The sequence below is a fragment of the Cellulomonas sp. RIT-PI-Y genome, from assembly GCF_025642745.1.
GTDB lineage: Bacteria > Actinomycetota > Actinomycetes > Actinomycetales > Cellulomonadaceae > Cellulomonas.
This window is the reverse complement of sequence record NZ_JANZKP010000027.1, coordinates 14,418-35,016: the sequence shown is the minus strand read 5'-3', so window position 1 is coordinate 35,016 and position 20,599 is coordinate 14,418. Positions and strand designations below refer to the sequence as shown.

Annotated in this window: 20 protein-coding genes; 1 reads left to right on the top strand and 19 read right to left on the bottom strand. The window is 73.4% G+C overall.

The genetic code is table 11. The features are described 5' to 3' along the window. Positions 1-32: 32 nt before the first annotated feature. The 17 genes from OGL89_RS10160 to smc all read right to left on the bottom strand — a co-directional run bounded on the left by OGL89_RS10160 (position 33) and on the right by smc (position 16,694). Positions 33-386 carry a YraN family protein gene (locus OGL89_RS10160; RefSeq protein WP_263119948.1) on the bottom strand — a complete coding sequence of 118 codons (354 nt, stop codon included), beginning with the start codon at positions 384-386 and terminating at the stop codon, positions 33-35. Positions 387-503: 117 nt separating this feature from the next. Then, entirely contained in the window at positions 504-827 is a 324-nt protein-coding gene (locus tag OGL89_RS10155) for a DUF2469 domain-containing protein (protein WP_263119947.1), read from the bottom strand. 45 nt (positions 828-872) lie between these two features. Beyond that, complete coding sequence (locus OGL89_RS10150) at positions 873-1,586, bottom strand: ribonuclease HII (RefSeq protein ID WP_263119946.1); 714 nt, start codon at positions 1,584-1,586, stop codon at positions 873-875. Then, positions 1,583-2,323: a signal peptidase I gene (lepB, locus tag OGL89_RS10145; protein WP_263119945.1), complete on the bottom strand. Its 741-nt coding sequence runs from the start codon at positions 2,321-2,323 to the stop codon at positions 1,583-1,585. Before lepB ends, OGL89_RS10150 begins: the two co-directional genes overlap by 4 nt. Before the next feature lie 65 nt (positions 2,324-2,388). Continuing rightward, the gene (rplS, locus tag OGL89_RS10140) at positions 2,389-2,754 is read right to left on the bottom strand and encodes a 50S ribosomal protein L19 (protein ID WP_263119944.1); all 366 of its coding nucleotides are present in this window, start codon (positions 2,752-2,754) and stop codon (positions 2,389-2,391) included. A gap of 167 nt (positions 2,755-2,921) precedes the next feature. After that, positions 2,922-3,719 carry a tRNA (guanosine(37)-N1)-methyltransferase TrmD gene (gene trmD, locus OGL89_RS10135; RefSeq protein ID WP_263119943.1) on the bottom strand — a complete coding sequence of 266 codons (798 nt, stop codon included), beginning with the start codon at positions 3,717-3,719 and terminating at the stop codon, positions 2,922-2,924. Then, positions 3,716-4,258, bottom strand: coding sequence for a ribosome maturation factor RimM (rimM, locus tag OGL89_RS10130; RefSeq protein WP_263119942.1), 543 nt, complete (start codon positions 4,256-4,258; stop codon positions 3,716-3,718). The genes trmD and rimM overlap by 4 nt, the downstream gene beginning before the upstream one ends. 78 nt (positions 4,259-4,336) lie before the next feature. After that, positions 4,337-4,576 (bottom strand): RNA-binding protein, encoded by a 240-nt coding sequence (locus tag OGL89_RS10125; RefSeq protein ID WP_263119941.1) that lies wholly within the window; start codon positions 4,574-4,576, stop codon positions 4,337-4,339. After that, positions 4,576-5,010: a 30S ribosomal protein S16 gene (gene rpsP / locus OGL89_RS10120; RefSeq protein WP_263119940.1), complete on the bottom strand. Its 435-nt coding sequence runs from the start codon at positions 5,008-5,010 to the stop codon at positions 4,576-4,578. Before rpsP ends, OGL89_RS10125 begins: the two co-directional genes overlap by 1 nt. A gap of 166 nt (positions 5,011-5,176) precedes the next feature. Continuing rightward, positions 5,177-6,262 (bottom strand): amidohydrolase family protein, encoded by a 1,086-nt coding sequence (locus OGL89_RS10115; RefSeq protein ID WP_263119939.1) that lies wholly within the window; start codon positions 6,260-6,262, stop codon positions 5,177-5,179. Between the two features lies 1 nt (position 6,263). Further along, on the bottom strand, positions 6,264-7,859 hold the full coding sequence (gene ffh, locus OGL89_RS10110; protein WP_263119938.1) for a signal recognition particle protein: 1,596 nt from the start codon (positions 7,857-7,859) through the stop codon (positions 6,264-6,266). A gap of 24 nt (positions 7,860-7,883) precedes the next feature. Beyond that, positions 7,884-9,620 carry a [protein-PII] uridylyltransferase gene (locus tag OGL89_RS10105; RefSeq protein WP_263119937.1) on the bottom strand — a complete coding sequence of 579 codons (1,737 nt, stop codon included), beginning with the start codon at positions 9,618-9,620 and terminating at the stop codon, positions 7,884-7,886. Between the two features lie 10 nt (positions 9,621-9,630). Further along, entirely contained in the window at positions 9,631-9,972 is a 342-nt protein-coding gene (locus OGL89_RS10100) for a P-II family nitrogen regulator (protein WP_263119936.1), read from the bottom strand. Beyond that, positions 9,972-11,276, bottom strand: a complete 1,305-nt coding sequence (locus tag OGL89_RS10095) for an ammonium transporter (protein ID WP_263119935.1) — start codon at positions 11,274-11,276, stop codon at positions 9,972-9,974. Before OGL89_RS10095 ends, OGL89_RS10100 begins: the two co-directional genes overlap by 1 nt. A gap of 141 nt (positions 11,277-11,417) precedes the next feature. Further along, entirely contained in the window at positions 11,418-12,572 is a 1,155-nt protein-coding gene (gene ftsY / locus OGL89_RS10090) for a signal recognition particle-docking protein FtsY (protein WP_263119934.1), read from the bottom strand. 27 nt (positions 12,573-12,599) lie between these two features. Next, positions 12,600-13,046, bottom strand: a complete 447-nt coding sequence (locus tag OGL89_RS10085; protein WP_263119933.1) for a hypothetical protein — start codon at positions 13,044-13,046, stop codon at positions 12,600-12,602. Positions 13,047-13,136: 90 nt separating this feature from the next. Beyond that, complete coding sequence (gene smc, locus OGL89_RS10080) at positions 13,137-16,694, bottom strand: chromosome segregation protein SMC (RefSeq protein ID WP_263119932.1); 3,558 nt, start codon at positions 16,692-16,694, stop codon at positions 13,137-13,139. Positions 16,695-16,746: 52 nt separating this feature from the next. Between smc and OGL89_RS17185 the strand changes: the two genes are divergently transcribed. Next, entirely contained in the window at positions 16,747-19,731 is a 2,985-nt protein-coding gene (locus OGL89_RS17185) for a DEAD/DEAH box helicase (RefSeq protein WP_263119931.1), read from the top strand. On the opposite strand, the gene ndk is transcribed toward OGL89_RS17185, so the two are convergent. Further along, positions 19,728-20,153 (bottom strand): nucleoside-diphosphate kinase, encoded by a 426-nt coding sequence (gene ndk, locus OGL89_RS10070; RefSeq protein ID WP_263119930.1) that lies wholly within the window; start codon positions 20,151-20,153, stop codon positions 19,728-19,730. The genes OGL89_RS17185 and ndk overlap by 4 nt on opposite strands. Positions 20,154-20,174: 21 nt before the next feature. Beyond that, complete coding sequence (locus OGL89_RS10065; protein ID WP_263119929.1) at positions 20,175-20,591, bottom strand: DUF4233 domain-containing protein; 417 nt, start codon at positions 20,589-20,591, stop codon at positions 20,175-20,177. Positions 20,592-20,599: the final 8 nt, after the last annotated feature.

Below are 20,599 nucleotides of genomic sequence, written 5' to 3'. Positions count from 1 at the left end.
CAGCCCCACCGCCAGGGTCCGGCCGAGCGCGGTCACCGCTCCCCCGCCAGCCACTCGATCCGCGGCGCACCGCCGGGCGGCATCAGGACCGCGAGCACGTCGACCCGGACCGACGCCGGGTGCAGGTCGTGGACGGCGAGCCAGTGCGCGGCGAGCCGGCGCAACCGGTGCAGCTTGGTCGCGGTCACCGCCTCGGCCGGATGGCCGCAGCCGGTCCCGGTCCGGGTCTTCACCTCGATCACGATCAGGTGGTCCCGGTCCCGGGCGACCAGGTCGATCTCCCCGGCCGGACACCGCCAGTTCCGGTCGATCACCTGCCAGCCACGGTCGGTGATCCACCGTGCGGCCAGGTCCTCCCCGCGCCGCCCGATCCGCTGCCTGTCCATCGCGCCACCTCCTGCCAGGAGGGTGCGCGGGGTCGGCCCGGCGGGTCGAGGACGGTCAGGCGCGGCTGGGGACCACCGCGGGGGGCGCCGGACTGTGGACAGTCGGACGCCGGACGATCATCGGCCGAAGCCGCTGTCCCCGCCCAGGTCGAGGTCGGCCTTCACCAGCTCCTCGACGTTGACGTCCTTGAACGTCACCACGCGCACCGACTTCACGAACCGCGCGGAACGGTAGACGTCCCAGACCCAGGCGTCGGCCAGGGTCAGCTCGAAGTAGACCTCACCGGCGGCGGAGCGCACCTGCAGGTCGACATGGTTCGCCAGGTAGAAGCGACGTTCGGTCTCGACCACGTACGAGAACAGCCCGACCGCGTCCCGGTACTCGCGGTAGAGCGCGAGTTCCATCTCGGTCTCGTAGTTCTCCAGATCCTCGGCACTCACGCGGACCATCATCGCTCATCCGGGACCAGGATTCGCACCGGACGATCAGAGCGTCGGCGGCAGATCCACCCCGGGCAGCCGCCAGGACCGCCGGTGGTGCGCGGTCGGGCCCAGGCGGCGCAGCGCGGCCACGTGCTCGGCCGAGGCGTAGCCCTTGTTCTCCTGCCAGCCGTACTCCGGGAACTCGGCCGCCAGCTCCAGCAGCATCGCGTCCCGGGTGGTCTTGGCCAGCACGCTGGCGGCGGCGACCGCGGCGCACGTCATGTCCGCCTTGACCATCGTGGTGACCGGCGGCACCGGGCAGACCGGCTCGGGCAGCACGGGCCCGTCGTCGAACAGGGTGCCCTGCACCGGCGGGGACAGGTAGTCGTGATTGCCGTCCAGCAGCACCGCGTCCGGCGTGATCGCCAGCCCGTCCAGCGCGCGCTGACCCGCGAGCCGGAGCGCCGCGATGATGCCGTAGTCGTCGATCTCCGCCGGACTGGCGTGCCCGACGCCCCAGGCGGCCGCCCAGCGCTGGATCCGGGGCACCAGGGCCGTCCGGGCCTTGGGGCTGAGCAGCTTGGAGTCGCGCACGCCGACCGGGGCCGGCTTGGCGTCGGCGGTCACCACCACCACGCCGATGGTCACCGGACCGCAGAGCGCACCACGGCCGACCTCGTCCAGGCAGGCCAGCGCGGTCGCGCCGTCCCGGAGCAGCCGGCGCTCGATCCGCAGCGACGGCGCCGTCGTGCGGGATCGGGTCAGGGTCTCGGTCATGACGGGTCGGGCACGTCGGCGAAGACGTCCCCGGGGTTGCGCAGCAGCCCGATCCGGTCGAGCGGCCAGAGCTTGACGAACGCGGTGCCGACCACGTTGTCCATCGGGATCGCGCCACCGCCGGCGTCGCCCATGTGCCACCGCGAGTCGGCGGAGTGCTGCCGGTTGTCGCCCATCACCCACAGCGAGTTCTCCGGCACCGTGATGTCGAAGGCGATCTCGCTCGGGCTGGCGCCGGGCGCCAGGTAGGACGTCTCGTCGATCGCGACGCCGTTCACCTCGATCGGGGTGCCGTCACCGGCGGCCGACACGTGGTCGCCGGGCAGGCCGATCACGCGCTTGATCAGGTGGTCCTCGGACTGCTGCGGCATCAGGCCGATCGTGATCAGCACGTCTTGCACCGCGTTGGTGCCGGTCTGCTCGTCCGCCGGGAGCCAGCCGCCCGGGTCGGCGAAGACCACGATGTCGCCACGGTGCACGTCCAACGGGCCGGGGACCAGCTTGCTCACCAGCACCCGGTCGCCCTCGAGCAGGGTGTCGTGCATGGAGGCGCTCGGGATGAAGAACGCCTGGGCCAGGAAGGTCTTGACCACCCAGGAGAGCACGATCGCGCTGACCAGGATGATCGCGACCTCGCGCAGGAAGCCGAGCACGGGATGGCGCGGACCGCGGGGCTGCCGGCGGGTGGTGGAGGTGGGAACAGGCTCGTCCCCGCTGCTGGCATCCAGGTGCGTCACCCGGACACTATGCCACGAGGGCGGCCACCGGAACCGGTGACCGCCCTCGTGCGGGATGCTGCGACTCAGGCCTTCTTGGCCGGGGTGTCGCGCTTCTCCTTGATCTTCGCCTTCTTGCCGCGCAGGTTGCGCAGGTAGTACAGCTTCGCGCGACGCACGTCACCGCGGGTGAAGACCTCGATGGACTCCAGCGACGGGGAGTGCACCGGGAAGGTCCGCTCCACGCCGACCCCGAAGGAGACCTTGCGGACGGTGAAGGTCTCGCGCACGCCGTCGCCCTGACGGGCGATCACGACACCCTGGAACAGCTGGACGCGGGAGCGGTTGCCCTCCACGACCTTCACGTTCACCTTGAGGGTGTCACCGGCACGGAACTCCGGGATGTCGGTGCGCAGCGAGGCCGCGTCGACACTGTCGAGCAGGTGGGACATCTCGTTTCACTTTCCCGCCGTGCCACAGGTCACGCGCGTCATCGTCGGCACCGATCCACGGATCGGGCCGGAAGTGGGCATCGATGCGGTGCGCGGCCCTGCCGTGAAGCAGCGCGGTCGTGCTCGTCTCCCCTGTGGCAGAGACGCGACCTACGCGCACCAGCGCACTAGTCTGCCACACCCGGCGTCGACTGCGGAAACGGCCCGTCCGGGCCGATCGCCCAGCCGAGCTCGGTGAGCGTCGCGCGGTCCTTCCGGTCCAGCGCCGACGGGTCCAGTCGGCGCAGCAGATCCGGCCGTCGCTCGGCGGTGCGGGCCAGCGCCTGGTCCCGGCGCCAGCGCTCCACCTTGCCGTGGTGGCCGGACAGCAGCACCTCCGGCACCTCGGCGTCCTGCCAGACCGGGGGCTTGGTGTAGACCGGGTACTCCAGCAGACCGGCCTCGCCGTGCGACTCCTCGACCAGCGAGTGCGGGTTGCCGACCACCCCGGGCAGCAGGCGCACCACGGCCTCGATCAGCACCAGGGCGGCGACCTCTCCCCCGTTGAGGACGTAGTCGCCGATCGAGTACTCGCTGACCCGCACCCCGCGCCGGGCGTAGTGCTCGGCGACCCGGGCGTCGATCCCCTCGTACCGGCCGCAGGCGATCACCAGGTGCTCGTCCCCGGCGGCCAGCGTCTCGGCCTGCCGCTGGGTCAGCGGAGCGCCCGAGGGCGTGGGCAGCAGCAGGTGCGAGCCCTCGGCCAGCAGCTCGTCCAGGGCCGCGCCCCAGATGTCCGGGCGCATGACCATCCCGGCCCCGCCGCCGAAGGGCGTGTCGTCCACGGTCCGGTGCCGGTCGGCGGTCCAGTCGCGCAGGTCGTGCACCCGCAGGTCCAGGATCCCGGCGGTGCGCGCCTTGCCGACCAGCGACAGGGTCAGCGGCGACAGGTAGTCCGGGAAGATCGTGACGACGTCGATCCTCATGCGCCCTCGGTCTCCTCGCTGATCACCAGGTTCTCCTGGTCCGAGGCCAGCAGCCCGCCGGGCGGGTCGATCACGACCCGGCCGCCGGGCACGTCCACCACCGGGACGATCGCCCGGACGAAGGGCACCAGGGTCCGGCTGCCGTCGGTCTCGCGCAGCACCAGGACGTCCTGGGCCGGCAGGTGCTCCAGCCCGGTGATCTCGCCCAGCACCCGGCCGTCGACGTGCTCGGCGCGCAGCCCGGCCAGCTCGTGCGGGTACCAGGCGTCGTCCTCCTCGCCGTCGGCGGCCTCGACCACCAGGGTCACGCCGCGCAGGCCCTCGGCGGCGGTCCGGTCGGCCGCCTCGGCGAACTGCACGAACCAGCGGTCCTGCTGGGTGCGCACCCGGGTGATGGTGAGCGGGCCACGTTCGGCGGGATCGGTGGACAGGACCGTCCCGACCGCGAACCGGGCCCCGGGGTCGTCGGTGCGCACGTCGAGGGCGACCTCGCCGCGCAGTCCGTGGGCGCGACCGATCCGGGCGACGGTCAGCTGCATGGGGTGCTCCTCGTTCTCGACATGGCACAGGCCCGGTCCCCACCAGCGGCGGGGACCGGGCCTGTCACAGCAGTGCGCTCAGCGGCGGGCGACGTCCACGACGTCGACCCGGACCGGGCCGTCCGTGGACAGCGCGCCGACGACCGTGCGCAGGGCACGCGCCGTCCGACCGCCACGCCCGATCACGCGGCCGAGGTCCTCGGGGTGGACCCGGACCTCGAGCAGGTCGCCCCGGCGCAGCGCGCGGGAGTCCACCCGCACGTCGTCCGGATGGTCGACGATCCCGCGGACCAGGTGCTCGAGCGCGTCGGCGAGCATCAGGCCTGCTCGTCCTCGGCCGGGGCCTCGGTCTCAGCAGCCTCCTCGGCGGGGGCGGCGGTCTTCTTCTCGGCAGCCTTGGCCTTGGCCTTCTCGGCGTCGGCGGCGACCGCGGCGACGGTGGCCTGCACGTCCTCGGCAGCGCCCTTGACCCGCAGGGTGCCCTCGGCGCCCGGGAGGCCCTTGAACTTCTGCCAGTCGCCGGTCACCTTGAGCAGGGCCAGGACCTGCTCGGTCGGCTGCGCGCCGACACCGAGCCAGTACTGCGCACGCTCGGAGGAGATCTCGATCAGCGAGGGCTCCTCGGTGGGGTGGTACTTGCCGATCTCCTCGATCGCGCGGCCGTCACGCTTGGTGCGGGAGTCCGCGACGACGATGCGGTAGTACGGCGCACGGATCTTGCCGAGGCGCTTCAGGCGAATCTTGGTGGCCACGAGGTGGTCTCTCCTGTTGATGTGGGGCGGTGCGGACCGGTCCGCACGTGGGGCATGCGGGGGAAGGTCCCACCTGTGTGTCACAGCATCGAGCGGGTAGAGGGTCCGCGCGCGCCGAGTACAGCAGGCCATTGTGCCAGACGGAGGCGAGTGCTCCCAACCCCGGTCAGGCGACGCGTTCACCGCGCAGCAGCACAGCCCGCGGGTCGGCCAGCAGCCGGGCGTCCCGACGCGGGTCGCCGGGGTACACCACCAGGTCGGCGGGCGCCCCCTCGCCCAGCCCGGGGGCGCCCAGCCATGCCCGGGTGCGCCAGCTCGCGGCGGCCACCACCTCCGGGTCCGGGATGCCCGCGACGAGCAGCTCCGCGGCCTCGTCGGCGATCCGGCCGTGGGCGATCGTGCCGCCCGCGTCGGTGCCGAGCAGCAGTGGCACCCCGGCGTCGAACAGGTCCCGGACCTGGGTGTACCGGCGCTCGTGCATCCAGCGCATCCGCGCGGCGTAGACCGGGAACCGGTCGGCCCGGTCGGCGATGGCCCCGAACTGGGCGACCTGGAGCAGCGTCGCCGTCACCGGGACGCCCGCGGCGGCGATCCGGTCGATCTGCCCGGGATCGGCACCGGTCGCGTGCTCCAGGCAGTCGATCCCGGCGTCCAGCAGGCCGTCCAGCGGCTCGGTGGCGAAGGTGTGCGCGGTGACCCGGGCGCCGAGGCCGTGCGCGACCCGGACCGCGTCGGCCAGCACGTCGTCGGGCCAGAGCGGTCGCAGGTCGCCCGCCGCACCGAGGTCCCGGTCGATCCAGTCCGCGACCAGCTTGACCCACCCGTCGCCCCGCGCCGCCTCCTGGGCCACCGCGGCGGGCAGGTCCGCGGCCTCCGGCAGCTCCCGGCCGTAGTGCCGCAGGTAGCGCTTGGGCCGGGCCAGATGCCGCCCGGCCCGGATCAGTCGCGGCAGGTCGTCCCGCTCGTCGACCCACCGGGTGTCGGCCGGCGACCCGGCGTCCCGGATCAGCAGCACCCCGGCGTCGCGGTCGGCCACCGCCTGGGACTGCGCGGTGGCGCGGTCGACCTCGCCGTGCGGGCCGAGACCGATGTGGCAGTGCACGTCGACCAGGCCGGGCAGCACCCAGCCGTCGATCGACGCCGCCACCCGGGCCGGCCGGTCGAAGGTGATCCGGCCGCCGACCACCCACGCCTGCGGCGCCACGTGCTCGTCGTCGACGACCACCGGGCCCCGCAGGTGCAGCGCGGTCATGTCAGCGACCGCCGAAGAACCTGTCCAGACCCTCGGGGATCTCGATCGAGCTCGGGTCGTCCTGCTGCGGCGCGGCACCCATCCCGAACGCCAACCCCTGCGGGGCGGGCGGCGCGATCCCGGCGGCACGGTCCGCGGCGGCCTGTTCCTGCTGGGCGCGCTTGGCGGGGTTGCCGGACTTGCCCTTCGCCTTGCGGGGAGCCTGACCCTTGCCGCGCGACTTCTTGCCGGAGCCGGGGAGCATGCCCATCCCCGGCATCGGCATGCCGCCGCCGCGGGACATCTGCTTCATCATCTTCTGCGCGGCCTCGAACCGCTCCAGCATCCCGTTGACCTCGGAGACCTGGACGCCGGAGCCCTGGGCGATCCGGGACCGGCGGGAACCGTTGATGATCTTGGGGTTGATCCGCTCGGCCGGGGTCATCGACCGGATGATCGCCTCGACCCGGTCGACCTCGCGCTCGTCGAAGTTGTCGATGGCCTCGCGCATCTGCCCCATCCCGGGGAGCATGCCGAGCATCTTCTTCATCGAGCCCATGTTCTTGAGCTGCTGCATCTGCTGCAGGAAGTCCTGGAGCGTGAAGCCCTCGCCGGAGGCGAGCTTGCCGGCCATCTCCTCGGCCTGCTCGGCGTCGAAGGCCTTCTCCGCCTGCTCGATCAGGGTGAGCACGTCACCCATGTCGAGGATGCGCGACGCCATCCGGTCCGGGTGGAAGACCTCGAAGTCGGTGAGCTTCTCACCGGTGGAGGCGAACAGGATCGGGCGTCCGGTCACCGAGGCGACCGACAGAGCCGCGCCACCGCGGGCGTCGCCGTCCAGCTTGGACAGCACCACACCGGTGAAGCCGACGCCGTCGGCGAAGGCCTGGGCGGTGGTCACCGCGTCCTGACCGATCATCGCGTCGATCACGAACAGGATCTCGTCCGGGTTCACCGCGTCGCGGATGTCCGCGGCCTGCTGCATGAGCAGCTGGTCCACACCCAGGCGGCCCGCGGTGTCCACGATCAGCACGTCGTGCTGACGGGCGGTGGCGGTGGCCAGACCCTCCCGGGCGACCGCGACCGGGTCGGCGCCGACCACGATATCGTCCTCGGCGCCCTGGTTGCCCGGGTGCGGGGCGAACACCGGCACCCCGGCGCGCTCGGCGACGACCTGGAGCTGGGTGACCGCGTTCGGCCGCTGCAGGTCGGCGGCCACCAGCAGCGGGGTGTGGCCCTGACCCTTGAGGTGCAGGGCGAGCTTGCCCGCCAGCGTGGTCTTACCGGCGCCCTGCAGACCCGCGAGCAGGATGACCGTCGGCGGGTTCTTCGCCAGGTTCAGCGGGCGGTTCTGGCCGCCGAGGATCGAGACCAGCTCGTCGTTGACGATCTTGACGACCTGCTGCGCCGGGTTCAGCGCGCCGGAGACCTCCGAGGACAGCGCCCGCTCCCGGACCGCCCCGGTGAAGGTGCGCACCACGGGCACGGCGACATCCGCGTCCAGCAGGGCACGACGGATCTCGCGCACGGTGGCGTCGATGTCCGCCTCGGACAACCGGCCCTTCGTGCGCAGGTTCTTGAACGTCGACGTCAGTCGGTCGGACAGGCTGGCGAACACCGCGCGATCCTCTATCTCTCAAGATCAGGGACGCTCCAGCGTACCCGCAGCGCGGGCCACCAGATCGTCGACCAGCCGCGCCCGCCACGCGGTCCACGCGGTCGGGCCCGCGGAACCTGCGTCCGCCTCGGTCAGCGCACGCAGCAGCCGGAGCAGATCGAGCCGGTGGTCGACGGCGGTCAGCAGCCGGTCCACCGTGGCCGGGTCCTCGGGGTCGGCCGTCGTGGCCAGCTCGGACAGGGTCAGGTGCTCGCGGACCAGCAGAGCGACATCGGCCGCCTCGGGTGAGGTGAAGCCCATCCGGGCGGCGATCGGTCCGGCCAGCCGGGCACCGGTCACGGAGTGGTCCCCGCCACCGGCCCGCTTGCCGATGTCGTGCAACAACGCGGTGACCAGCAACAGGTCGCCGCGGTCGACGTCCTTGCGCAGACCCGCGGCCGTGGCGGCGCACTCCACGCAGTGTCGGTCCACGGTGTGCCGGTGGATCGGCGAGCGCTGCGGCCGGTTCCGGATGCCGGCCCACTCCGGGATCCAGGTGGTGACCACCCCGGCCAGGTCGAGCGCCTCCCAGACCGGCACCTGCGCCGGGCCGGTGGCGAGCAGCTGGACCAGCAGCGTGCGGGCCGCCTTCGGCCACGGCTCGGGCAGCGGCGGGGTCCGGGTCAGGCTCGCGACGCTGATCGGCGACAGGGTCAGTCCGGTGCGGGCGGCGGTGGCGGCGGCCCGCAGGGCGAGCACCGGGTCGTGCTCGGGCTGGGCGTCGGCGGCCAGCACCAGCTCCCCGTCGTGCTCGACCAGGCCCTCGGCCACCGTCCGCAACCGCGGCGCGGCCCGGCGTCCGCGGACCAGCACCGGCTTGCGGGCCGGACGGTGCAGCGCCTGGCGGGCGTTGCGCGCGGTGGAGTCCAGTGCGTACGAGATCACCCGGCCGGCCTCGGCGAGCCCGGCGAGCAGATCGTCCCGGTCGCCCACCCCGAGCAGCTCGGCGACCTCGTCCTGGTCGGCGGACAGCAGCCGGTTGGTGTGCCGCCCGGTGACCGTCTGCACCGCGTCCCGGACGTCCAGCAGGTGCGCGTGCGCGGCGTCCACCGCGCCGTGCGGCCGGTCGGTGAGCCAGGTGGCGGCCAGTGCGGTCAGCACGACGGCGTCCCGGATGCCGCCCCGCGACTCCTTGAGATCCGGCTCGATCAGATAGGCGAGCTCACCGTGGCGGTCGGCACGCTGCCGGGTGGAGGCCAGCAGCTCGGGCAGTCGTCGCCGGGCGGCCGACCGCCAGTCGGCCAGCAGCGCGGACTTGGCCCGGTGCACGATCCCCGGGTCGCCGGCCACCGGTTGCAGGTCGAGCAGCCCGACCGCGGCGGGCAGATCCCGGCTGGCGACCTGGCGGCACTGGGCGAGCGAGCGCACCGAGTGGTCGAGGTCCAGCCCGGCGTCCCAGATCGGGTACCAGAGCTTGTCGGCCAGCGCGGACAGCTCCGCGGCGGAGTGCCCACGCCCGTCGTGCACCAGCAGCAGGTCCAGGTCGGAGGCCGGGCTGGCGTCGCCCCGACCCACCGAGCCCACCACGCCGAGCCCGATCCCCGGGGTCTCCTCCCCCGCGGTCGCCTCGGCCCACAGCTCGACCAGGGCCCCGAGCACCAGGTCGGACATCGCCCGGCGACGCGCACCGCCCTCGGGCAGCCGCCGCGCGAGCGCGTACCGGGCAGCGGAGAGGTCCCGCACCCCCACCGTCGGGGGGTGCGGGACCTCGCCGGTCGTCACGCGACGTCCGTCACAGGGCGTCCGGTCCGTGCTCACCGGTACGGACCCGTGCGACGTCCTCGACCGGGATCACCCAGACCTTGCCGTCGCCGATCTTGCCGGTCTGCGCCGCCTTGATCAGGACCTCGGTCACCTCGGCCGCATCCTCGTCCCGGACCAGGACGTCGATCTTGACCTTGGGCACCAGGTCCACGGTGTACTCGGCGCCGCGGTAGACCTCGGTGTGACCGCGCTGGCGGCCGTAGCCGCTGGCCTCGCTCACGGTCAGGCCGCGGACACCGGCTGCTTCCAGGGCGGACTTCACGTCGTCCAGCCGATGCGGCTGGATGACAGCCGACACGAGCTTCGTCATCACTTCACCTCCGTCACCACGCGGGCTCCGCCCAGCGTCTCGTACGCGGTCTCACCGTGCACCGCCAGGTCGATCCCGCCGACCTCGGCCTCCTCGCTGACCCGCCAGCCCAGGGTGACCTTCAGGATGTACCCGATCACCGCGGTGACCAGTCCGGAGAAGATCAGGGCCAGCAGGGCGATGACGATCTGGACCACCAGGAGCTTGGCACCGTCACCGAAGAACAGTCCGCCCTCGGCGGCCAGGAAGCCGATGCCGATGGTGCCGACCAGACCACCGACCAGGTGGACGCCCACCACGTCGAGCGAGTCGTCGTAGCCGAACTTGTACTTCAGGCCGACGGCCAGGGCGCAGAGCACACCGGCGACGACACCCAGCACGATGGAGGTGACGGGGCGCAGCGCACCGGCGGCCGGGGTGATCGCGACCAGGCCGGCGACGATACCCGAGGCGGCGCCCAGGCTGGTGGCGTGCCCGTCACGGACCTTCTCCGTGACCAGCCAGCCGATCATCGCGGCGGCGGTGGCGGCCGTGGTGTTCACCCAGGCCAGGCCGGCGTTGCCGTCGGCGGTGAACGCCGAGCCCGCGTTGAAGCCGAACCAGCCGAACCACAGCAGGGCCGCGCCCAGCATCACGAACGGCAGGTTGTGCGGCCGCATCGGCTCCCGGCCGAAGCCCTTGCGCTTACCGATGATCAGGGCCAGCACCAGACCGGCGATACCGGCGTTGATGTGCACCACGGTGCCACCGGCGAAGTCGATCGGGGCGACCGTGGCCGCACCGTCCGTCACCCCGAAGATCTTGGCCGCGACGCCGTTCTCCGCCCCGGAGAGCAGGCCACCGCCCCAGACCATGTGGGCCAGCGGGAAGTAGCTGACGGTCACCCACAGGACGACGAAGACCACCCAGGTGCCGAACTTCACGCGGTCGGCGATCGCACCGGAGATCAGCGCGACCGTGATGATCGCGAAGGTCACCTGGAAGGCCACCCCGACGATCACCGGCACGCCGAACGCGTCGATGGCGTAGCTGCCGTCGTCGTTCCAGATCGTGCCGTTCAGGCCGAACTGGTCGAACGGGTTGCCGAAGAAGCCACCCACGTCCGCGCCGTAGGACATCGACCAGCCGTACAGCACGTAGACGACCACCACCGCGCCAATGGCGATGAAGGACATCATCATCATGTTGAGCACGGACTTGCCGCGCACCATGCCCCCGTAGAAGAACGCCAAGCCAGGCGTCATGAGCAGCACCAGCGATGCTGACATCAGCATCCAGGCTGTCGCTCCGGTGTCCAGGTCCATGTGGAACGCCTCTCCCCTCGCCAGCCGGGCGGCCGGTCGGGGACCAGCGTGGAGTGACGCGATTTCCGCTTCGGGCCGGTGGTGTTACAGGCGTGTGACGGAAGCACCCCGCGGGTAAACGTTCCGTTGCGGGCACCCCGTTCAGCCCAGAATGCCGTCCACGAACTCGTCGGCGTCGAAGGGTGCCAGGTCGTCCGGCCCCTCGCCCAGGCCCACCAGCTTGACCGGGACGCCGAGCTCGCGCTGCACCGCCACCACGATGCCGCCCTTGGCGGTCCCGTCCAGCTTGGTCAGCACGATGCCGGTCACCCCGGCGACCTCCGCGAACACCCGGGCCTGGTTCAGGCCGTTCTGCCCGGTGGTGGCGTCCAGGACCAGCAGCACCTCGGACAGCGGCGCCCGCCGGGTGATGACCCGGGTGATCTTGCCCAGCTCGTCCATCAGCCCGGCCTTGTTCTGCAACCGGCCCGCGGTGTCGACCAGCACCACGTCCACTCCCTCGTCGATGCCCGCGGCCACCGCCTCGAAGGCCACCGACGCGGGGTCCGCGCCGTCCTTGTCCGAGCGCACCGTGCGGATGCCGACCCGGGAGCCCCAGGTCTCCAGCTGGTCGGCGGCCGCGGCTCGGAACGTGTCCGCCGCGCCCAGCAGCACGGTCGAGCCCTCGGCGACCAGCACCCGCGCCAGCTTGCCGACCGTGGTGGTCTTGCCGGTGCCGTTCACCCCGACCACCATCACCACGGCGGGCGTCCGGCCACCGTCCTCGGTCGACCCGGGCGCGGTGGCCAGCGTGCGGTCCAGCGTGGGGTCGACCAGGGCGAGCAGCTGCGCGCGGAGCAGACCGCGGACCTGCGCCGGGTCCTTGAGTCCCTGCACCCGGGCCTGGGTCCGCAGCGCGTCGACGAGCTCGGCGGACGGGCCGGCGCCCACGTCGGCGAGCAGCAGGGTCTCCTCCAGCTCGTCCCAGTCGTCCTCGGTCAGGTGATCCCGGGACAGCACCTGCAGCATCCGCGCCCCCAGCGGCGACCCCGACCGGGCGAGCCGGTCGCGCAGCCGGGCCAACCGCCCCGCGGCCGGTGCGGGTGTCTCGACAGTGGGCGTGGGCGGGGTCTCGACCGCCACGTCGTCCGCGGCCGGTGCCTCGGGCGCCTCGAGGTCCGCCGGGGTGGCCGGAGGCTCGACGGTCGTGGTGTCCTCGCCGCGACGACGACGGGCGATCAGCGTGCCACCGCCGGCGATCACCACCAGGGCGGGAACGGCGACGTAGAGCAGAGTGAGCAGGTCGGAGTGGTCCACGCGGGTCAGTCTGTCAGGCGGTGGGGCTCAGTGCTGCGAGGAGATGCTCGTCCGGCGGGGTGCGGCGCCCTTCGCGGTGTCGCTCGCCGGGTGGTCCGTGCCGCCGGTCCGCCGGGGTCCGCCGCGGTGACCGCGCGGGTGCAGGGTCCACGGCCCCCGCTCCGGGGACTCGCCGTCGCTCTCCCGGTGCCAGATCCGCTCGGCGCGGTCACCGGTGCGCTCGATCATCTCGGCGAACTCGTCCAGGTGCAGGTAGTCGTCGCCGGGCCGGGACTCGGTGGCGAACAGCTCGTCGAAGCGCACGTCCACCGGCTCGGGCTCGGGCTCGTCGTTCTTCCGGTCGCGCCAGCCGGCCCGGAAGTCGGCCAGGAAGGTGCGCCAGCCGGTGCGCTCGTCACTGCCGCGGCTCGCGACGACCATCACCGCCGCCGCGGCCGCCAGTGCCAGCAGAACCCCCACCACGTACGCGCCCATGCCACCATTCTCCGCCGCCGCGGACGATCCGCCCGGCGCGGATCGAGGACCCGGTGCGAACTGCCACCACATCTTCACAGTTCGGGCGATTCAGGCGGTCTCGGCGGCCAGTCGCTGGCTGATCACGGTGGTGACGCCGTCGCCGCGCATGGTGACGCCGTAGAGCGCGTCGGCGATCTCCATCGTGCGCTTCTGGTGGGTGACGACGATCAGCTGGGAGTCCTCCTGCAGCTCGCGGAAGATCTCCAGCAGGCGCCCCAGGTTCATGTCGTCCAGGGCGGCCTCGACCTCGTCCATCACGTAGAACGGGCTCGGCCGGGCCTTGAAGATCGACACCAGCAGCGCCACGGCGGTCAGCGAGCGCTCACCGCCGGAGAGCAGCGAGAGGCGCTTGACCTTCTTGCCCGCCGGACGAGCCTCGACCTCGATGCCGGTGGTGAGCATGTCCGACGGGTCGGTGAGCACCAGGCGGCCCTCGCCGCCGGGGAACAGCCGCGGGAACACCAGGTCGAACTGGGCCGCGGTGTCCCGGTACGCGTCGGCGAACACCTGCTCCACCCGGTCGTCGATGTCCTGCACGATCTGCAGCAGGTCGGAGCGGGACTTCTTCAGGTCGGCGAGCTGCTCGACCAGGAACTTGTGCCGTTCCTCCAGTGCCGCGAACTCCTCCAGCGCGAGCGGGTTGACCTTGCCGAGCCGGGCCAGCGCGCGCTCGGCGGCGGTCAGGCGCTTCTCCTGCTGCTCGCGCACGAAGGGCAGGGTCTCGCCGTCGACCGCCGTGCCGTCCTCCGCCAGGACCGGCACCAGCCGGTGCGGGCCGTACTCCTCGACCAGGTCCGCAGGGTCGATGCCCAGTTCCTCGATCGAACGGTTCTGCAGGGTCTCGATCCGCATCCGCAGCTCCGCCCGGGCCATCTCGTCCCGGTGGGCGGCGTCGGTGAGCCGGGCCAGTTCGCCCTGGCGCTCGTCGACCTCCGTGCGCACCGCGGCGAGCTGCGTCTCCCGCTCGGTCCGGGCCGCCTCCGCGGCCTCGCGCGCGTCGGCGGCACGCTGCAGGGCGTGCTCGACCGCGGACAGCACCTGGGCGGCGCCGAGCGCGACCGCGGTGGCGGTGGCGGACTGCCGGGCACGCTGCTGCTCCCGGCGGGCGGCGCGCTCCCGGGCCTCGCGTTCGGCACGGGCGGCCCGGTCCAGCGACTCGGCCCGGCCGGACAGGGCACGTGCCCGTTCCTCGCTGGTCCGCAGGGTGAGGCGGGCCTCGGTCTCCTGGGCCCGCGCCTCGGTGGCGCGCGCGGCCAGCACGTCCCGCTCACCGGAGCGCTGCTGGATCGCGGCCTCGGTGTCCTCCGGCTCGGCCTCGGCGGCGGCGAGCCGGGCGGTGAGCTCGGCGAGTTCGGTCTGCCCCTCGGCCAGCGTGCGCTCGGCGGCGTCCAGGGTGGCACGCACCCGGTCGGCCTCCGCGGCGGCGGCCCGCGCGGTGGCACCGAGATGGCCCAGCTGCTCGGCCACCGCGGCCAGGGCGGCGTCGGACTCGTTCAGCCGGTCCAGGGTCTCCTCGTAGGCCTCCCGCGCGGCCGTCTCGGCCTCGTGGGCGCCGACCAGCGCGAATCGGGCCTGCTCGGCGAGGGCGGCGTCCCGCTCCGCGCCGGTCCGGGCCTCGTCCAGGGCGGACTGCAGGTGCAGCGCGCTCGGCGCGGCGGCGGACCCGCCGTGCGCCCGGTGCTCGGCCAGCACGTCGCCGGTGCGGGTGGCGACCACCAGGTCGGGCCGCTCGGTGACCACGGCCCGGGCGGCGACCAGGTCGTCGACCACGAGCACCCCGGCCAGCAGCCGTCGGACCGCGGGCCGGATCTGCGCGGGCGACCGGACCAGGTCCAGCGCCCAGCGTCCGGCGGCCGGTGCGGCCCCCTGATCGGGGTCGTCGCCGTCGACGTCCCCGGCGACCACCAGCCCGGCCCGGCCCGCGTCCTGCTCGCGCAGGAACCGGATCGCGTCCACCGCCGCGCCCACCGACTGCACCGCGATCGCGTCCGCCGAGGCGCCCAGAGCGGCGACGATCGCCTCCTCGTCCTCGGCGGCGACCGCGATCAGCGCGGCCAGCGACCCGATCACGCCGGTGAGGCCGTCGGCGGCGAGCAGGGCACCGGCCCCGTCCTTGCGGGTGAGGCTCAGCTCCAGCGTCTCGATCCGGGACAGCCACGCGGTGCGGCGCTGCTCGGCGGCGGCGAGCTGCTCGGTGAGGTCACGGACCCGCGTGCCGGCCTGTTCCAGGACGTCGGCGGCGGCCTCGTGCTCGGCGTCCAGCCCCTCCTCGCCCTCCTCGACCCCGGCGACCTGGGTCTCCAGCGCGGTGAACTCGACCGTGGCCTCGTGCCCCCGCCTCTCGGCCTCGGCCAGCGTCTGGTGCAGCCGGCCGAGCTCGGACTCGGTGGCCTCCAGCCGACTGCGCCGGGCACCGACCTGACCGGCGAGCCGGGCCAGTCCCTCGCGGCGGTCGGCGGCTCCGCGCAGCACGGCGGCCAGCGCGCGTTCCGCCTCCTGCGCGGCCTGCTCGGCCTGCTGGCGGGCGGCCTGGGCGCGGTTCAGTCCCTCCTGGGCGGCGGCGACCTCCTGGGCGAGCTCGGCCTCGGCCGTCCGGGCCCGCTCGGCCTGGCGCTCCAGTTCCTCCGGATCCCGGCCGTCCGTGCGCTCGGGTGCCGCGGACCCGAGCAGACGGGCCCGGTCGGCGGCCAGCGACGCGGTGCCGCGCAGCCGCTCCCGCAGGGCGGACAGCCGGTACCAGAGGTCCGCGGCCTCCCCCAGCGCGGGGGCGGCCTCGGCAGCCTCACGCTCCAGGGTGGTCAGCCGGTCCCGGGCCGCGTTCAACGCCTGGTCGGCGGCGGCCTTGCGGGCGAGCAGGGCGGACTCGTCGGCGATGTCCTGCTCCAGCCCTGCGGTGAGCTGGGCCAGGTCGTCGGCCAGCAGCCGCGCCCGGGCGTCCCGGAGGTCGGCCTGCACCAGCTGGGCCTTGCGGGCCACCTCGGCCTGCCGCCCCAGGGGACCGAGCTGGCGACGCAGCTCGGCGGTCAGGTCGGTGAGCCGGGTCAGGTTCGCCTGCATGGCATCGAGCTTGCGGAGAGCCTTCTCCTTGCGCTTGCGGTGCTTGAGCACGCCCGCGGCCTCCTCGATGAAGCCGCGCCGCTCCTCCGGGGTGGCCCGCAGCACGGCGTCGAGCTGCCCCTGGCCGACGATCACGTGCATCTCCCGGCCCAGGCCGGAGTCGGAGAGCAGCTCCTGGATGTCCAGCAGGCGCGCGGCCCGGCCGTTGATGGCGTACTCCGACCCGCCGTTGCGGAACAGGGTCCGGGAGATCGTCACCTCGGTGTACTCGATCGGCAGCGCGCCGTCGGCGTTGTCGATGGTGAGCGAGACCTCGGCCCGGCCGAGCGGCGGGCGGCCGGAGGTCCCGGCGAAGATGACGTCCTCCATCTTGCCGCCGCGCAGCGACTTGGCACCCTGTTCGCCCATCACCCAGGCCAGCGCGTCGACCACGTTCGACTTGCCGGAGCCGTTCGGGCCGACGACGCAGGTGACCCCGGGCTCGAAGTTCAGCGTCGTCGCCGAGGCGAACGACTTGAACCCGCGCAGGGTGAGCGTCTTCAGGTGCACGCGGGCAGCCTAGTGGCGACCGGTGTCGGCCCGCCGTGACAGGATCGCGGCCGTGTCGTCCACCCCGTCCCCCGAGCGCTGGCAGGAGGTGCTCGCCAGTCTGGCGGCCTCGGTCGCCGCCGGCCCGCCCGCCCCCGCCGGGCCGACGACGGACACCGGTCTGCAGTTCGAGCTGCGCGAGCTCACCCCGCGGACCCGGGAGCGCTGGAACGGCCCGACCTCCCGCACCGTCGGCGGTCGGCCGGCCAAGGACGACCCGCCGGGCAACGGCCAGTACCGCCTGGCCGTGCGCCCGGTGCTGCGGACCGCGCGCGGCTGGGCCCGCGGCAGCGTGACCTGGTCGAACATCCCGCACCAACGCACCCGGCTGGGCCTGGACGCCGCGCAGCACCGATGGTTCTGCGAGGTCGGCGCCCTGCACCGCGCCGCCGGGCCCGCCCTGCCCGGCACCGATCCGGACTGGGTGTTCCTGGACGAGTTCGCCAACCCGGTGCTCTGGGACCTGCTCGACCAGGCGCAGCGGATCGGGATCGCGTTCGTCGGCTCCGGCGCCGGCGCGCGGGTCCGGCTCGGACGGGCCGCCGAGCTCACCCTGGACGCCACCCGAGTCACCGGCGGCATCCGGATCGCCGCCCGGCTCACGGTGGACGGTGAGACCGCCGACCCCCGGCACGCGCACCCGATCGGCGACCACGGCCTGTACGTCGCCGACCCCGCCCACCCGCGCCAGATCCTGCTCGCACCGAGCGCCCTCGACCCGCAGCGGCTGGCCCTGCTCGGTGCGCACGGCCGACACAGCGTGGCCGAGGAGCTGGGGGCCGGGGTGCTGGTCCCGCCGGAGGGCCTGGACCACCTGCTGACCGGCGACCTGGAGCTGAGCTCCACCGACGGCACCGTGACGATCCCGCCGCCCGCCCCGCCGACCCTGCTGCTCACGGTGCGGTTCGCCCCGCGGCACACCGTCGACCTGCACTGGTCCTGGCGCACCGGGCCCCGCAACGCCCCGGCACCCGACCCGCGGGCGCTGATCCCGGCCGGGACGCTGCCCGAGGGCTGGTGGGCGGAGGACCCGCTGCCGCTCCCGGTGACCCTGCGGGACGTCGAGGCCGCCGAGTTCGTCGCCGTGACCCTGCCGCTGCTCGCCGCGCTGCCCGGCGTCGCGATCGACACCGTCGGGAAGCAGCCGGACTACCGCGAGCTGCGCGGCGACCCGGTGCTCACCGTGACCACCCTGCCCACCGAGAAGCACGACTGGTTCGACCTGGGTGTCACGGTCACCCTGGACGGCCGGGACGTCCCGTTCGTCCCGCTGTTCCGCGCGCTGGCCCGGGGTCGGCGCAAGCTGCTGCTGGTCGACGGCAGCTACCTGCGGCTGGACCATCCCGCGCTCGCCACGCTGACCGAGCTGATCACCGAGGCGCGGGACCTCAGCGAGTGGGACACCGGCCCGCGGATCAGCCGGCACCAGACCAGTCTGTGGGCGGACTTCGTCGACCTGGCGGACCAGGCGACCCCGGCCGTCGAGTGGCGGGCGCTGGTGGACGAGGCGGCGGGTGACGCACCCCGGCCCACCCCGCCGCCCGCCGGCCTGCGCGCGGAGCTCCGGCCGTACCAGCAGCAGGGCTTCGACTGGCTGGCGTTCCTCTGGCGGCATCGGCTCGGCGGGGTCCTGGCGGACGACATGGGGCTGGGCAAGACGCTGCAGTGCCTGGCGCTGGTGCAGCACGCCGTGGAGCAGGGCGGCGCCGGACCGTTCCTGGTGGTCGCCCCGACCTCGGTCACGCCGAACTGGGTCGCCGAGGCCGCCCGCTTCACACCGGGTCTGACCGTGCGCCGGATCGCCGCCACCCAGGCGACCGGGGTGGACGTGGCCGCGGTCGCCGGCGGCGCGTCGATCGTGGTGACCAGCTACGCCCTGCTGCGCCTGGACGCGGAGGCCTACGCGGCCGTCGACTGGGCGGGGCTGATCCTGGACGAGGCACAACAGGTGAAGAACCACGCGTCCCAGGTGCACCGCGCCGCGCGGGACCTGGACGTCCCGTTCACCCTGGCCGTCACCGGCACCCCGATCGAGAACTCGCTCACCGAACTGCACGCGCTGTTCGCGCTGTCCGCCCCGGGGCTGTTCCCTTCCGCCCGGGCCTTCGCCGAGCAGTACGTCCGGCCGATCGAGGGCGAGCGCACCGGGGTCACCGCCGGACGCGGTGCGGGGTCACTGCCGACCGACCTCGGCCGGTCCCGCGAGGAGCGTCTGGCCCGGCTGCGGCGCCGGATCCGGCCGTTCCTGCTGCGCCGCACCAAGGAGGTGGTCGCCGCCGACCTGCCCGGCAAGCAGGAGCAGACGCTCACCGTGGAGCTCTCCCCCGCGCACCGCGACCTGTACGACCTCTACCTGCAACGCGAACGGCAGAAGCTGTTCGGCCTCATCGACGACCTGGACCGGCAGCGGTTCATCGTCTACCGGTCGCTCACCCTGCTGCGGATGCTGGCGCTGGACCCGGCGCTGATCGACCCCGACCAGGCCGGGGTCGGCTCGGCCAAGCTCGACCTGCTGCTGGAACAGGTGGACGACCTGGTGGCGGAGGGGCACCGCGCGCTGGTGTTCAGCCAGTTCACGTCCTACCTGGACCTGGCCGCCACCCGGCTGACCGCCGCCGGGGTGCCGTTCGCGCGGCTGGACGGGTCCACCACCGGCCGGGACCGGGTGATCGAGGAGTTCCGCGCCGGGGACGCCCCGGTGTTCCTGATCAGCCTCAAGGCGGGCGGGATCGGCCTGAACCTCACCGAGGCGGACTACGTCGTCCTGCTGGACCCGTGGTGGAACCCGGCCGCCGAACAGCAGGCGGTCGACCGGGCCCACCGGATCGGCCAGGACAAGAACGTGATGGTGTACCGGCTGATCGCCGCGGACACCATCGAGGAGAAGGTGCTGGCGTTGCAGGCCCGCAAGGCCGCGCTGGTCGATGCCGTGATCGACGACGGCGACCTGTTCTCCGCGACGCTCACCGCGGACGACGTGCGGGAGCTGCTGGCTTAGAGCCCCGGGAACCAGAGCCCGATCTCGCGCTCGGCGGACTCCGGCGAGTCCGAGCCGTGCACCAGGTTCTGCACCACGGCCAGGCCCCAGTCCCGGCCCAGGTCGCCACGGATGGTGCCGGGGGCGGCGGCGGTCGGCTCGGTGGACCCGGCCAGCGACCGGAAGCCCTCGATCACCCGGTGACCCTCGGCCACCACGGCCAGCACCGGACCGGACTTCATGAAGTCGACCAGCGGCTGGAAGAACGGCTTGCCCTGGTGCTCCTCGTAGTGCGCGCCCAGCAGGGCGTCGTCGGCGGTGCGGAGCTCGACCGCGGCCAGGGTGTACCCCTTGGCCTCGATGCGGCGGAGCACCTCCCCGGCGAGACCGCGGCGGACTCCGTCCGGCTTGACCAGGATCAACGTGCGCTGGATGTCGCTCATGGGCGTCACCCTACGTGCTGGTCAGTGCGCGCGCCGGGCGTCCTCCGGGCCACGCTCGTCGGGGTGTTCGGCGTCGTAGGCCGCCCGCTCCGCGTCGATCCGCGCCCCCAACCGGTAGGCCGACACCCACAGCGCGATGAACACCACGCCGAGCAGATACATCATCGGGATCACCAGCCCGCAGGCGAGCACCAGCACCTGGGCGATCGACCCGGCGACGTACCCGCCGGGCAGCTCGACCATCCGGGACAGCAGGACGAAGACCAGGAACATCACCCCGGCCACCGTCCAGATCACCCCGGCCGGGAGCACCTGCAGCCCGTACGCCGTCAGCGCCGCGAACAGCACCAGCACACCCTCGAGCAACAGGATCGTCGAGGTGAACTGGGGCTTGGCGGGCTTCTTCCGGCGTACGGGCCGCGGTGCAGGCTGACTCACGCGGGCAG

Coding starts and splice junctions, on each gene's coding strand:
- OGL89_RS10095 (WP_263119935.1), bottom strand. CDS start 11,276: ATGGACCTGGACACCGGAGCGACAGCCTGGATGCTGATGTCAGCATCG.
- trmD (WP_263119943.1), bottom strand. CDS start 3,719: ATGAGGATCGACGTCGTCACGATCTTCCCGGACTACCTGTCGCCGCTG.
- OGL89_RS10150 (WP_263119946.1), bottom strand. CDS start 1,586: ATGACCGAGACCCTGACCCGATCCCGCACGACGGCGCCGTCGCTGCGG.
- OGL89_RS10125 (WP_263119941.1), bottom strand. CDS start 4,576: ATGCTCGCCGACGCGCTCGAGCACCTGGTCCGCGGGATCGTCGACCAT.
- ndk (WP_263119930.1), bottom strand. CDS start 20,153: ATGAGCGACATCCAGCGCACGTTGATCCTGGTCAAGCCGGACGGAGTC.
- rimM (WP_263119942.1), bottom strand. CDS start 4,258: ATGCAGCTGACCGTCGCCCGGATCGGTCGCGCCCACGGACTGCGCGGC.
- OGL89_RS10085 (WP_263119933.1), bottom strand. CDS start 13,046: ATGGGCGCGTACGTGGTGGGGGTTCTGCTGGCACTGGCGGCCGCGGCG.
- rplS (WP_263119944.1), bottom strand. CDS start 2,754: ATGTCCCACCTGCTCGACAGTGTCGACGCGGCCTCGCTGCGCACCGAC.
- OGL89_RS10100 (WP_263119936.1), bottom strand. CDS start 9,972: ATGACGAAGCTCGTGTCGGCTGTCATCCAGCCGCATCGGCTGGACGAC.
- OGL89_RS10115 (WP_263119939.1), bottom strand. CDS start 6,262: ATGACCGCGCTGCACCTGCGGGGCCCGGTGGTCGTCGACGACGAGCAC.
- OGL89_RS10160 (WP_263119948.1), bottom strand. CDS start 386: ATGGACAGGCAGCGGATCGGGCGGCGCGGGGAGGACCTGGCCGCACGG.